The 15129-nt window shown below is 44.3% G+C and carries 8 protein-coding genes; 3 read left to right on the plus strand and 5 right to left on the minus strand.

What is annotated here, in order from left to right:
- Positions 1-162 precede the first annotated feature (162 nt).
- The 3 genes from BC643_RS15595 to BC643_RS15605 all read left to right on the plus strand — a co-directional run bounded on the left by BC643_RS15595 (position 163) and on the right by BC643_RS15605 (position 4092).
- Positions 163-1140: a D-alanine--D-alanine ligase gene (locus tag BC643_RS15595; RefSeq protein WP_120274319.1), complete on the plus strand. Its 978-nt coding sequence runs from the start codon at positions 163-165 to the stop codon at positions 1138-1140.
- A gap of 128 nt (positions 1141-1268) precedes the next feature.
- A complete protein-coding gene (gene dnaB, locus BC643_RS15600; protein WP_120273961.1) occupies positions 1269-2828 on the plus strand; it encodes a replicative DNA helicase in 1560 nt (519 codons plus the stop codon).
- Positions 2794-4092, plus strand: a complete 1299-nt coding sequence (locus tag BC643_RS15605; RefSeq protein ID WP_120273962.1) for an asparagine synthetase B — start codon at positions 2794-2796, stop codon at positions 4090-4092. The genes dnaB and BC643_RS15605 overlap by 35 nt, the downstream gene beginning before the upstream one ends.
- Positions 4093-4224: 132 nt before the next feature.
- On the opposite strand, the gene BC643_RS15610 is transcribed toward BC643_RS15605, so the two are convergent.
- The 5 genes from BC643_RS15610 to BC643_RS15630 form a co-directional block, all read right to left on the minus strand.
- A complete protein-coding gene (locus tag BC643_RS15610) occupies positions 4225-5055 on the minus strand; it encodes a DUF4843 domain-containing protein (protein ID WP_120273963.1) in 831 nt (276 codons plus the stop codon).
- Positions 5056-5076: 21 nt separating this feature from the next.
- Complete coding sequence (locus BC643_RS15615; protein WP_170154577.1) at positions 5077-6507, minus strand: RagB/SusD family nutrient uptake outer membrane protein; 1431 nt, start codon at positions 6505-6507, stop codon at positions 5077-5079.
- A gap of 21 nt (positions 6508-6528) precedes the next feature.
- Positions 6529-9630: a SusC/RagA family TonB-linked outer membrane protein gene (locus BC643_RS15620; protein WP_120273965.1), complete on the minus strand. Its 3102-nt coding sequence runs from the start codon at positions 9628-9630 to the stop codon at positions 6529-6531.
- 610 nt (positions 9631-10240) lie between these two features.
- Positions 10241-11701: a SusD/RagB family nutrient-binding outer membrane lipoprotein gene (locus BC643_RS15625; protein ID WP_120273966.1), complete on the minus strand. Its 1461-nt coding sequence runs from the start codon at positions 11699-11701 to the stop codon at positions 10241-10243.
- Positions 11702-11716: 15 nt separating this feature from the next.
- Positions 11717-15013 carry a SusC/RagA family TonB-linked outer membrane protein gene (locus tag BC643_RS15630; protein ID WP_120273967.1) on the minus strand — a complete coding sequence of 1099 codons (3297 nt, stop codon included), beginning with the start codon at positions 15011-15013 and terminating at the stop codon, positions 11717-11719.
- Between the last annotated feature and the right edge of the window lie 116 nt (positions 15014-15129).

Below are 15129 nucleotides of genomic sequence, written 5' to 3' on the forward strand. Positions count from 1 at the left end.
TTCTTCATTTACGATTTACGATTCGGGGCTGTTGAGTGTCTTTGCCTTCTCGTGTTGTAGCGCGAGCAAAATAATTAAACTAAATAGTTATATTTTTCGTCATTGGCGGGCGGACAATGCCAATTATTGATGATATTTGAGTTTTCAAAAATTGAACTCAAAATGAAGAAAAATATAGCTGTTGTTTATGGTGGCGACTCTTCGGAGTACATTGTTTCAGTGCAGAGTGGTAAAAACGTCTATTCCTCAATCGATCCGGAAATCTTCAATCCATGGATGGTCGAGATGAAAAACTCTGAATGGTCGGTGATGCTCGAAGGGCAGAAAATTGCCGATGTGGATAAAGGATCGTTTAGTTTTTCCTTCGGTGGGAAAACCGTCAAATTCGATTACGCTTATATTATCATTCACGGAACACCGGGCGAGGACGGCATTTTGCAAGGCTATTTCGACCTGTTGAAAATTCCATATTCAACATGTGGCGTTCACTCTTCTTCACTCACTTTCAATAAATATTTTTGCAGCAACTACCTGCGCAATTTCGATATCCCGATGGCGAAATCGGTTCGCATGATGAAAGGAACTGCGATTGATGCCGAACAGTTGGTTTCAAAATTAAATCTTCCGGTTTTTGTAAAGCCGAATGCAGGCGGTTCCAGTTTTGGAGTTACCAAGGTGAAGACTATCGACGAATTGCAACCGGCCATTGAACGTGCCTGGATTGAAAGCGATGAAGCCTTGGTGGAAGAATTTGTGGAAGGTGCTGAGTTCACTTGTGGATTGGTAAAATTGAAAAACGAAACCTTCATTTTCCCGGTAACCGAAGTACTGCCGAAAAAGGAATTCTTCGATTTTGAAGCAAAATACACAGCTGGGATGACGGATGAAATTACTCCGGCCCGCATTTCGGCGGAACTCACGAATGACATTCAGCAATTGGCGTCGCGTATTTACGACTTGTGCAACTGTAAAGGAATTGTTCGTGTGGATTTCATCCTGCGCGACGGGAAGTTCTATTTCCTGGAAGTAAACACGACACCGGGCATGACCGCAACCAGTTTTATTCCGCAGCAGATTGCTGCAATGGGGCGTGAATTGAAGGAGATGCTGACACTCATTATCTTAGATAGTATCGGTTAAAAATTAACATTGAAAATAGAAAAAGAGGGGCTGATAAGGCTCCTTTTTTTATACCTTTAAAATTCGTTTCGCTAAATTTTTCCGGGCGAAATAGGTATTGACAATCAACCAGTTTACACAATTTTTCGATGGCAGTAGAGCGTAAAAATACAAGAGGGAATAACAATATAAGCGCAACAATTGAGCAAATCAATGCTCAGTACGGCAAGCTTCCGCCGCAGGCAATAGATGTGGAAGAAGCGGTATTGGGTGCTCTGATGTTGGAACGTGATGCCTATGTAAGTGTAGCTGATATTATTGATACGGGCAGTTTTTACAAAGACGAGCACAAAAAGATTTTCGAGGCTATCAAATATCTTTCGACCCACGAAAAACCGGTCGACTTGTTGATGGTGACCCAGGAAATGAAAAACCGCGAGCAGCTGGATGAAGTTGGCGGTCCGCTCTACATTACTCAATTGACGAGTCGTGTGGCCTCGGCTGCGCACATCGAATTTCACGCCCGTATCATTGCGCAGAAATTTATTCAGCGCGAATTGATTCGTGTTTCATCTGAAATCCAAACAAAAGCATACGACGCCAATATCGACGTTGACGATTTGATCGACTTCTCGGAAACCGCCCTGTTTAAGGTGGCTGAGGGGAATATCAAGAAAGAAACCTTGCCGATTAAGCCCATTCTGAAGGAAGCTGCGATCATGATTGAGGAAGCTTCAAAACGGGAGGACGGTTTGAGTGGTACGCCAACTGGTTTTACCGCTTTGGACCGAATGACTTCGGGCTGGCAGAAGACCGACTTGGTGATTATCGCGGCCCGTCCGGCGATGGGTAAAACGGCCTTCGTGTTATCGATGGCCCGGAATATGGCGGTTGATCACCGTGCTCCGGTAGCGATATTCTCTCTGGAGATGGCGTCGGTTCAGTTGGTGAACCGTTTGATTGCGGCCGAAACCGAGTTGGGCTCTGAAAAGATTAAAACCGGTAGGTTGGCGCAGTGGGAGTGGGAAAACTTCAACCGCAAATTGAAAGTGTTGGAAGATGCGCCGATGTTTATCGACGATACGCCCGCTCTTTCAATTTTCGAATTCCGAGCGAAATGCCGCCGTTTGAAAATGCAACACAATATTGGCGTGGTGATTGTCGACTACTTGCAGCTGATGACCGCCGGTGACATGGGGCGCGGTAGCCGTGAACAGGAGGTGAGTATGATTTCCCGTTCGTTGAAGGCGATCGCCAAAGAGCTGGACGTTCCAATCCTGGCACTTTCACAGTTGAGCCGTGCCGTAGAAAGCCGCGAAGGAAAGCGTCCGCAGCTGTCCGACCTTCGTGAATCGGGAGCGATTGAGCAGGATGCCGACTTGGTATGTTTCATCCACCGTCCGGAATATTATGGTATCACCGAAGACGAAAACGGAAACTCGCTGATCGGTGTTGCTGAGATCATTATTGCTAAGCACCGTAACGGTTCAGTTGGTGATGTGCAGCTGGCCTTCAAGAAGGCGCAGGTTAAATTCTGTGACCTCGAGAGCACGATACCGGAAGAAATTGGTGGCGGTAATTTTGGTCAGACGTTCAGCTCGAAAATGAATAGTGATTCGGGTGGTTTCGGCATGCCGGCCAATACCGGTTTCGAGACGGAAAACAGTATGAACTATGGCAAACCCAACGCAGACGACGCGCCGTTCTAACGGGCTCAAAATAGCTTTCCTTTTTTTTCTTTTAAGTTTCACCTTCGTGAAGCAAAGCTCGGCTTTATACCTGTTGATCCCGATGGACGGGCAGCAGCGAAACCAGTTGAAAGCCTATGGCATTGCCTACTGGACCCTGGAGAAAGCCATTGAGGTGAAATGGCTGCTTAACTACCGGGGCGGCAGTTTCCTCATTCAATATGCGCCTGAAATTGAGTCGGAGTGCGTCATTCGGGGAGTGAGTGTCGAGAAGATTGCCGATGCGAAAGCCAACCTCATTCTAACAGAAATTGCCAGTCCTGAAGTTAACCAGGATGCAGTGAGTATGCAGAAGGCACCGAAAATTGCCGTTTATTCGCCAAAGAACAAGCAGCCCTGGGACGACGCCGTTACGATGGTGTTGACCTATGCGGAAATAAAATACGACCTGATTTACGATGACGAAATTCTCGCCGGTAAACTGAAAGACTACGATTGGCTCCACCTGCACCACGAAGATTTTACAGGGCAGTTTGGGAAGTTCTACGCGAACTATCGTAACATGCCCTGGTACCAGGAGGAAGTTAGAACCAATCAAGAGGCTGCTCAGCGAAACGGTTTCCTGAAAGTGTCGGAGATGAAGCGGGTAGTTGCGGAGCAAATTCACAGTTATGTGGATCGCGGTGGCTTCCTGTTTGCCATGTGTGCTGCTACGGATACCTACGATATTGCCATGGCTGCTCACGATGTGGATATTTGCGACGTTATGTTCGACGGTGATCCGGCAGATCCGCAGGCAAACGAAAAGCTGGATTACGGCTCAACCCTCGCCTTCAAAGATTTCAGCCTCGAAATGAATCCCTATATCTACCGCTTTTCGGACATTGATGTGACAACCATCCGGAAGGTACAGCAACCGCAGGATTTCTTCACCTTGTTTGATTTCTCGGCCAAATGGGATCCGGTTCCGACAATGCTGACTCAAAATGACAAGCGCGTTATTCGTGGTTTTATGGGCCAAACCACTGCCTTCAACTCAAAACTGATTAAGGCGAATGTGTTGATTATGGGTGAGAATAAAGCGGCAGGCGAGGCCCGTTACATTCATGGCGAATCCGGCAAAGGTTTCTGGACTTTTTACGGAGGGCACGACCCGGAAGATTATCGCCACCTGGTTGGAGATCCCCCCACTGATTTAAATCTTTATCCCAACTCTCCGGGCTACCGTTTAATCCTGAACAACGTGCTGTTCCCTGCGGCTAAAAAGAAAAAACAGAAAACTTGATTGGACTGAATGTAGAGGGGTTAAGTGTCAATTTAAGATGTTTACTCGCTCGTAATTACTTGATAGAATTAAGTATATAAAGAAATAGAGGCGATGGATCATCCATCGCCTCTATTCTTGTAAATCGAAAAATTATTCAATGGAAATTATTTCAGTGAAATAATCTTGGTCTCCAAAGTATTCGACATATGAGCCAACACCGGCTTGGTTGAAATCATAATACAAATACATAGTGCCGGAACAGGCATTTAGGAATCCGTGTGCCGACAGGTAGTAGGTTGGTTGCGGAGCTCCATCCCACGTTGTGGTGATATACGCTGCTTCTTCAATCGTAAATTCGCCTGATTCTAAATCGACGTCTACAGGTAGCGTCTCCATCGTTACGATTTCTTCTCCCCAGTATCCTGTTAAGAAGGAAACTCCAACTCCGGTAATTTGAAGGTTCCCGTCTCCATCTAAAGAAGTGACAACGTTAGTTGAACCCCAGCCGCCCATTGTTTCTCCGCTATATGTTCCAACGAACTCATTGATATCTAATTCGCAGTGTTTCTGGATTGTCAGTTCAGCTGGATCTCCCGTGAACAGCCCGATTTCGTCAGCGATTTGAAGGCCTATTGTGACTGGGTCTTCACCAAGATTATTATCTACGGCAGTAACGGTAATTGTTCCAACGCTTGAGTTTGCCGGAATTGTTACTGTTGCCGGAATAGAGTAACTTTCAGGGTTCGCGGTTGTCGCATCTTCAACTACTTCAACGCTGAAAGTCCGGTCTGAACCTGTTTTTTGAGTACTGTAAACATGGACAGTAGCTTCGGTTGTACCCTCTTTTTCAACGACTATTGTAGGAATCTGAATTTCAAATGAAATGAAATTCAGATTTTTAGTGAACTCGGGATCATCGGAACAGCTGTTTAGGAATGCCCCAAATGTCAGGAGTACCAATATGTATGTTAGTTTTTTCATAATTTGCTGAATATTTAAGATTTAACGTCCATCGTTTACCGAAGCATCAATGTTCGGGTTGGCATCAATTTCAGTTTGCGGAATTTTCAGGAAGAAACGCTTGTCATTCGGATCAAGTGTTAGCACAACCCGGTGGTTTGCACCTCTGACGATACCACGCTGAAGGCGTTTTGCATCAAACCATTCTACGCCGAGCTCGCCGTACATTTCTTTTCTTCTTTCTAACAGGATCTCTTCCAACAAAGCGGTTCCTGTCGCAGATGATTGAACGGCATAAGGATCGCGGTCAGACTGCAACGTGAAAAGTAAGTCATGTGCTTCTGTCTCCCTACCCTGGTGATACATGGCTTCTGCTTCCATCAAAATCATTTCAGGCGTACGCATAATTGGAATATCTGCGGAGAATGAGAATACAAATTTGCTGGTTACAAATTCCCACCAGTCGCCGGATTCACCACCGTAAATATTGAAGAATAAACTGCGAACGTCGGTGCCGGAGAAGTTAGCAACAAAGTTCTCGTCGATGTAGGTTCCAAAGTAGGCATCAGCAAAGTGGTCGGTGAAAGCGTGCGGGGCAACGTAATAGTAGTTACTTTGATCCGCTTGTTGGTCCATTCCCCACATCCATTCGCTGGCGTTAATGTCGTCGAAACCTGCGCCGTATTCTGATGCATACAGCGCTGCATCAGGATCGCCGCCGTAGGCTGCGTTGGCAGCTGCTTCAACCTGATCCCAATCTTTGTTCATTGCCATCAGAATCCGTGCTTTCAACCCGTACGCGACCGATTTATTAATGTAGGACTTATTGAGCCTGTCTTCAGGTAAATCGGCGATTGCATCGTTGATGTCCTGCACGATCAGGGTGTAAAGTTCTGCCAAGGTACTCATTCCCTTTGCTTCATATTCTACCTGGTCGTAGAGAGGTGGGGCCGGAGCGCTCGGGTCAACAGCGTAAGAAAGTTGGTATTCCAAAGCGAGTTGGAAGTAGAAATATGCTCTCAGTGCTTTTCCGTGGGCAATGTAGATTGCCTTGTCGGCATCAGAGAGAGTACCATTCGTTACTCCCTGAATAAGAGTATTGGCGTGGTTAACGAGGTCGAACAGGAACTGCCAGGTTACCCGTGTACGACGGTAGGTGGGTTCGCGGTTGTCATTCTCGTAATCGAAGTTGTACCATGAGTTCTGAATCAGGTCTTTTCCTTTTACCGCACGAGCAAAATACATGGAGTAAATACCACCGACATCAGTTGTGGCAACATCCGTTGAATATTCGTATTGAGCGCGCATGTTGCGATAGATCCCTGAAAGGTAGGCATCCACACCTTCCGTCGAAGAGTAAATGGCGTCAGAAGTTAAGCTGTCAGTAGGTTTGGGCTCGTCCAAGTACGACTCACAGCCGGAGAAGGCAAATAATACCAAAACTCCCAATAATATTCTATTTATATTTTTCATATTCTTCATTTTCAAAGACGATTATAAATCAATGTTTAGACCAAATGAGATGGTTTTCATTTGGTTCGAACGGTTGTTTGTTGTACCGGCAATGTTCTGCTCCGGGTCGATTCCCTTGTGCGACTGGTAAGTCCAGATGTTGTCAGCCTGCATGTAAACTCTTACGTTCTGAAGGTTTGCTTTGCTGGTCACAGACTTCGGTAGATTATAGCCGATTGTCAATGCTTTCAAACGTACATAATCGTTATCGAACAGGAATCTCGTAGAAACCGCGTTGTAATCGTTGTTTGCCTGGTACAGTTTTGGTACGTCGGTAATGTCGCCTGGTTGTTGCCATCTGTCTTTGATATCGGCAGAAAGCTGGTCACCGGCTGACTCCAAACTATTCATCAAACCGGCATAAGATGAATCGTAGATTTTTCCGCCAAAGCTGTAGTTGAAAAGAATATTCAGGTCGAATCCTTTGTATTTGAAATAAGAAGAAACACCACCGATAACATCAGGAAGCGCCGATCCCTGGTAGTATTGCGTTGCATCGGAGTAATCCTCAGTTAAAACCTTCGAACCATCATCAGCGTCCATATACCACATGGCATTACCGTTCGCCGGGTTTACGCCTGCATACTCGCGGATGAAGAAGTCGTAAATTGATTTACCGACCATCCATTTTTTGGTACCGTTTGTAATCTCATCCTGTGGTAATTTCAGGATTTCGTTTTTGTTGGTTGAGATGTTGAATGAAGACGTCCAGTAAATGTCTCCTTTGTGCACGTTAACCGTGTTAACCATGAATTCCCAACCGGTGTTTTTAACTGTACCAATATTGGTGAAAATAGATGGGTCACCTAAAGACGGAGCCAGCGGTTTATCGAATAGCAGGTCGATTGACTTCTTGTTGTAATATTCAATTGTACCTGTAATACGGTTATTCAGGAAGCCATAATCCAAGGCAACATTGAACAAACCGGTTTTCTCCCACTTGATGTTTGGATCAACAACACCACCTTGCAGAACGCCGCTGTTGTCGCCGTTGCTCCAGCCAGTGTCGTAACCTTCCAAATAAGGGAAGTATCCGATACCTTGGTTGTTGCCTAATTCTCCGTAAGAACTACGAATTTTCAACAGTGAAATTTGCTCGACTGAAGACAGGAAAGCTTCGTCGGATACAATCCAGCTACCTCCCACAGAGAAGAAGTTACCCCAACGATTGTCTTTCGAGAATTTTGTCGATGCATCGCGGCGGAAGCTGAAATCGATGAAGTATTTCTGTTTGAAGCTGTAATCGGCACGAGCCAGGTAACTGACCAGTCTCGTTTGGTTGATGTATCCACCCACTGATTCAGGAACTGTACTTCCGGAAATAACTTTCACATTCGGAAGGAAACCGGTTGCCTGTGCATTCAAATAATCGTATTTGTAATCAAACGTTTCTGAAATCACGTCGACATTAATGGTATGGTCGTTAATTGTCGTGGCGTAGTTCAGTAAGTTTGTCCAGGTCAACGATTCAGTGATCGAACGTTCCTGAGAAACGCGACCATTAACAGATGCGGCAGAACCATATTGGTTATGATCGTATTCGTACGAGTCGAACAGGTATCTTTCGTAGCCTAAGGTTGTTTTGAAAGACAAACCTTTGTACAGGTCGAATTTCATGGAAGTTGCCGACAACAAGTTGGTTCTTGTATACAGAATGTCGTTGATTTTATTGGAAGAAACGGCATTTTCTCCACCGAGGGTCGGACGAACCGCATTGACCGATTGACCACTTGCATTACCGTAATCATAAATCGGATTTCCGGCAGAGTCATATTTCAGGTTTCCATCAGCGTCTCTGGCATACAGCGGGTAGATGTTTGGAACCACATAAACCCATTGTAAGGAGCTGGTGTACGATGTACCTTCCTGGTTCGGGTAGTTCTGAATGGATTTAGAATAAGAGTTGTTAGTTGATAACTCCAACCAGTCTTTCAGCTTCACATTCAGGTTTACACGTGCTGAATAACGTTCGAAGTTTGATTCGATAACAGCACCGTCCTGATTCAGGTAGCTACCACTGATGAAGTAGTTGATGTCTTCGGAACCTCCGGAAGCATTCAAATTGTATTCGTTGTAAAAAGCGTTGTCGTTGGTTAGTTCATCATACCAATCGGTATCCCAAAGCTGCTCAGCTCCGGATACGATTTGGCCATCAGTTCCGACCGGATTAGACACGCTGTATGGATTGTAACGCAATGAGCTGATTAGGTTATTGGTGGCATAAGTTGATGCTGCAGCTTCTGAATTGCCGTCGTAATACATGCTGCGGTTTTTCAATGCTTCCCACGAATACTTCATGTAGTCTTCGGCTGAAACCAGGTCATAGGTGTCAACAGCAGGATTGGAAACACCAACTTTTGCATTGAAACTGATTTTCGCTTCTTTACTACCGTATTTCCCGCTCTTGGTCGTGATTAGGATAACCCCGTTTGACGCACGTGATCCGTACAATGCAGAAGCAGACGCATCCTTCAGAATGTTGATTGTTTCAATTTGTTCGGCACTAATAGAGTTGAGGTTTCCAGAGAAAACAATTCCATCGACAACGATCAGTGGGTCATTCGATAAGTTCACACTACCAATACCACGGATACGGATTGTTGGGTTTTCACCCGGCTGACCACCCGAGGTCAGAATGTTTACTCCAGGAGCAGACCCCTGGAGAGCCCGTAACGGAGAAATTGCTGTTTGATTTTCCAGTACGTCGGAGCCGACGCTGGTGACAGCCCCGGTTAAAGCACGCTTGGTCTTTGTACCGTAGGCAACTACAATTACTTCGTCAACGCCCACTGTTTCCTGACGAAGCGCAACGTTTATCGCATTCCCTGTAATTGGTTGCTCTATCGTTCGCATACCAACAAAAGAAAATACCAGAGTCGTTGCAGATTCCGGCACATAGATCGTGTACTTACCGTCGATGTCGGTAATAGTACCTATGGTGGTTCCTTTCACTGAAACCGATACTCCCGGAAGTGAATATCCATCTTCCGAACTGGTCACGGTACCTGTAATTTCTCGGGTTTGTGCCAAAGCAGCACTCACCCAAATTGCTAGAATTGCAAGCAATAGCGTGATTTTTTTCATAGAATTATTAATTGTTAAAGTGTGTGTTCCCCCATTTTCGTCCCAAGGAATTGCCCCCAATTCTTCTTTCCCCCAAAAAGCCCGCTTGGGTCAGGCCTATATCAAAATTAGTTAAAAAATGTGAAAAAGGACTAAAGGATAACATAAGATCTGAAGATTTGTTTATTGCTTTATCTGTAAGAAGTTTTAAATCAGGTTTTCTGTAGGTGGTATATTCTGTTTGATATCATAAAAATGAAATGGCGCCTATGCTTGATTTGAGGAATGAACACGGCCAAGAATAGGCACGAGGTGAATACTTAGCTTGGTATCACTAGAGATACGGTTGGGCTGATTCTTCTTGTTCGTCTTCGGGACTTTTTGAGAGGGGAACCAGATGGGGTTTCAGGCCCTAAAATTCTTTTCCTGGTTCATTGGCAAATATTTCAATGTTTTGTAAGAAAAGTTTCGGGGATTGAAACCGGATATGAAATTAGGATTTAGTGTTCTGTAGAAAAGAAAGCGATGGTTGGCGTGCCGCAGGCTATCTAATGAGCATAAAAAAAGCTGTCCCGAAAAAGGACAGCTTTTGTATTGTAAGCTTGGGGTTTTTCCCAAGATCTTGTCGAGCTTAATTTTTATCCCAGAAGATTTTTGTTGAAATTACGTCGCCACCAATCATTGTTGATGCCGCAGCATAGTTTTCAGCATTCAATGTTTGTTCGTTTACAGGGAATGTAAAACGTACAGGTATGTCACTGTAGCTCTCAGCATCTTCAGGAAGGTTGAAGATCGGGTAGTCCAATCTTCTCCAGGTATTGTAAGCTGTTGCACCACGAGTGTAGTTTGCTAACCACGATTGTACCCCGATTTTTTCTTTCCAGGTACCGCTTGCAGTAGCGTAAGCAACGTCTGTTTTTGCGATATAGGCTTCCGCTCCGCTAACTCCCCAGAAATCAAATGAAGCTTCGATACCTTTGCCGTACCATTCAGCCGCTGTACCGTCAACATCGTAACCTCTTTCAGCTGCTTCTGCCAAGTAGAAACAAAGCTCGGAATAAGTCAACATGATTCCTGGAAAAGTAGGTTCCTGAATCATATCGCCGATATGTGAATATTGGCTGTAAGAGTTAGAGTATCCGTATTCGCCACCAACATAAGCCAGTTTTTCAACACCTGTGACTGTTGATGTGTCTGTCTCAGTAAAATAAACTGATCTACGTGGATCGTCCAAATCGTTCATTACGTCAACAATTGTATTGGCAGGAACAAAGTCGTGACGACCTGAAGCAACCAGGTCAGCGTACAATTGGTTGTAGTTTGGAGATGAAGAAAGGTATTGCAACAAGCAGTCGTCGTCGTTTGATTCGAACGCGCCATCTACAGCTGCTTCAATCGCTGATTTTGAATATGAGTCGTTTGCATCAGCAGTTGTGATGGCCATACGGATTTTCAACGTGTTGGCGAATTTTACCCATGAAGCAACGTCTCCACCGTAATACAAGTCTGCATTGTCGTAGCTATCTGCGCTGGCATCAAGGCCGGCAATCGCAGCATCTAAACGAGTGAACAAGTCAGCATAGATATCTGAACCTGCATCATAAGATGGGTATACGTCTGCGATGTTTAATGCTTCAGTATAAGGAACGGCACCAAACACGTCTACCAGGTGAGCAAACACATAAACATTCATGATTTCGATAATCTGAAGTTTGTTGTTTTTAACCGCTGTTTCTGAAGAATTCACCTCGGTTGCCTCGATCAATGTTGCCGCTTCTTTTAAGTCGTTCAATACGATCAGGTAGCCACGGTTGAAGATGTTTTGTGCGATGTTACGGGTTACCAAGTCGTAGTTCGCTTCATCAATATAAGTTGTCTCAGTCCAGTATTGAGAAATGAGTTTGAAAATATTGATGTTAACGCTCGTGTTGTTGACATAGTCTGAAAGTTCCTTTTGTGCATTCGTAAACAATGACTCACCGGGAACCACAGACGGGTTCTTTGTGTCCGTGTTGAACTCCTCAAATTTATCCGTACACGAAGTGGTCGCAAATACGAATAAGATAGGTAAAAAATATAGTATTCTTTTCATTGTAATTCCTCCTTATTAAAATTGAAGATTCAGAGTGAAACCAAAGTTTTTGTTTGCTGGCATTACACCACTCTGCCATCCTTGGTAGTTACCCGAACCTTGACTGGCTTCCGGATCAGCATAAGGCAGGTTTTTGTGGATAATCCAAAGGTTTGAAGCTACGATTCCGATAGAAGCGTTTTCCAGGTACAATTTGTTGACGATGCTCTTAGGAAGATCATAAGTCAATGTTACTTCTCTCAATTTGATGTAAGAAGCATCGTAAACGAATTTTTTATTCGGACTCACAGCCCAACCATCAGCACCGTAGTTTTGGTTGCTTACGCGAACAGTATTTGGGTTTCCGTCAGCATCAACACCCGGGTTGATTGTACCACCACTGGTAGATGCATATGTTCCGTCTGAGTTTTTCTCAATCGCAGAACGTTTTTCGTTACCCAGGTCATTCAAGCCGGCAGTCTCTTTGTACAGACCGGTTCCCATACCGTACCACAAGTCAAGCGAGAATACATCACCACCTTTTTGCCAGTCGATCAGGAAGCTCAACGCCAGGTTTTTGTATTTGAATGAGTTTGATAAACCAGCGTTCCAGTCTGGGTTAGTATCACCAATTACCTGGTCGTTGGTTGAAGTTTTCAGGTAGCGACCTGTTGTTTGGCTTACAATTTTACCACCGTTGTCAGCGTATTGGAAGTCAGAACCCAGGATGGTTCCGTAAGGTTGTCCAACGCGAGCATTAGTAGAAACACCACCTTGGAAGCTAGCTAATTGCAAGTTTGTAATTTGGTTGCCTGATTCGTCTTTGTACAACGAAATTACTTCGTTTTTATTGGTTGACCAGTTCAAACGAGCATCCCATCTAAAATCTTTTGATTTTACAGGAGTACCCATAATTGCCAATTCAATCCCTTTGTTTTGGAGTTCACCGGCATTCACCCAGTTTGAAGAGAATCCAGTTGCATAAGATACAGTTACTGGCATCAATTGGTCGGTGGTGTTGGTTTTATAGAAAGCTAAGTCAAATCCAACGCGGTTTTTCACAAAGTTCATTTCCAAACCAGCTTCCCAGGATTTTGTTCTTTCTGGTTTCAGTGTTGAATTTTTCTTTGTGTTTGGTAACGTAACCAAAGAAGTACCACTGAACGGAGAGTTTGCAGAGTAAACATCTTTTGTGCTCAATGCCGGAGCAGAGTTACCTACTTCAGCGTAGTTCAAACGAACTTTACCCAATGACATCCAGTCAGCTTCTGCTAAGTTTGAGAAGATAAAGCTGGTAGTTACAGATGGGTAGTAGTAAGTGTTGTTTGCTTCTGGCAATGTTGAAGATTGGTCGCGACGCAAAGTACCGTCTAAGAACAAAGTGTTTTTGTAGCCCAATGAAACGCTACCAAAAATACCGTTAACACCTACGCGATAGAAAACTTCCTCTGGAGGTAACATCGCGTCAACACTGTTACTAAGCGCATACAAACCTTCTACAGCTAATCCGTTGTTGGTTGATGCATAAACAGTTTCGTTTTTAGTACGGCGAACGTTCATACCCAATATGGCAGTGAAATCCAAGTCTTCAGTGAACGATTTGTGGTAGTTCAACATCAGGTCAAGGTTCGTTTCAGTAAACGCTTTTGTGTAGCGGCTGTAACCTGAAGTTACGTCAGGACGGTCAACACCGAATTCACCGGCACCAGAACCAACTGCTTTACGTTCTTCTTGTAATTCTTCGTAGGTGTCGATTGAGTAACGACCCATTGCACTCAAATCGCTTGTAATATCCCAATCCAACTGAGCATATCCGATTAAACGACTTCTGCCGTCAGTCTCATAATTTTCGTAACGTACCCAGTATGGGTTATCCCAGTATGCAGGAGCTAGGTCGTCGTATGCAACCGGGTTCCAGGTAATGTTTTGGTGTGTCTTCTTGTACATTTGTTCTTGCAAACCAAGGTCAACGTTTACTTGGTACCACTGACGGAACGAAGACATGATGTTATCTGAGTAACCAGTTGAAGGACGACCTTTACCACTTGTTCTGATGTAGTTTGCAGAAGAAGTGATTTTCAAATTGTCCAAAATTTTGTGTGAACCGTTGAACATCAGGTTGTGTTTGTCCAAGTGGCTGTTTGGCATTACACCTGATTGATCGAAATAGGTGTAGTTGAAACGATAAGTTGTTTGATCGTCACCACCAGATACGTCAACTGAGTTTGATGTGCTAACACCTGTTTCGAAGAAACTTTCCGGGCCATTTGCTCCGGCAACCCATGGTGTTGCTTTCAGGTAGTTTGGAGAATCCGCATAAAGAGCGTCCCATTGATAAACCATCAAACTTGCGTCGAATTTTTCACCACGAGAAGCATCTTCATAGTAAGGAGTTGTATAATCGGTTACACCATCGCCGTTAACGTCAGCATAGTACTCCAAACCAGGATGATCACCATCACTATAGTAGTAATCACCATAACCTGCACCGTAGCTTGTTTGATACTCCGGGAAAGTTTTTTTGTCGATCTTGCTGATGGTCACGTTCGAACTAACTTTTACTTGTGGACCTTTACCGGCACTGTCTTTACCTTTCTTAGTTGTAATCAAGATAACACCGTTGGCAGCACGAGAACCATAAAGTGCAGTTGCTGCAGCACCTTTCAAAACACTGATTGACTCGATGTCATTCGGGTTGATGTCGGCAGCAGCGTTACCGTAGTCATAACCACTACGACCAGTCGTCTGACCAGAATTGTTAGTATTGGCGTTGTCGATTGGAATTCCGTCTACAATAAACAAAGCCTGGTTGTTACCGGTCAACGATGAAGAACCTCGGATAATAACGTTGGTAGAACCACCGAAGTTCGTGTTGTTTTTCACCTGGATACCTGAAACACGGCCTGACAGAGAAGTTACGAAGTTGTCACCTTTTGTGTTGTTAACTTCTTCCCCTGAAACTTCCTGTACTGCGTATCCCAATGACTTTCTTTCACGTGAAATACCCAAGGCAGTTACAACTACTTCGTTGATACCAACTACGTCTGATTGAAGAGCAGCGTTAACAGTTGCACCTTCGATAACTACTTCCAATGTTTGCATACCAACAAATGAGAATACCAATGTCTTGGCATCTTGAGGTACTTTCATGGAATAGTTACCATCCAGGTCGGTAATTGTTCCCAGGGTTGTCCCCTTAACCGATACAGAAACACCGGGTATGGTACTTCCGTCATCCGCGGAAGTCACAGTACCTGTAATTTCCTTGGTTTGAGCCAATACAGACTGCAAACCAATTGCAAAAATTGCAAGCAATAATGCGATTTTTTTCATAGAAATAATTTTAATAATTAAACAGCATCAATTCTTTTTCAGAAATAAGATCAGCAAAATATAAGTGTATATTCCCCTTTTAGAATTTGTTTTTTAATACAGCGCTCGCTATTCCC

Origin of the sequence: Mangrovibacterium diazotrophicum (genome assembly GCF_003610535.1) — a bacterium.
Taxonomy (GTDB): domain Bacteria; phylum Bacteroidota; class Bacteroidia; order Bacteroidales; family Prolixibacteraceae; genus Mangrovibacterium; species Mangrovibacterium diazotrophicum.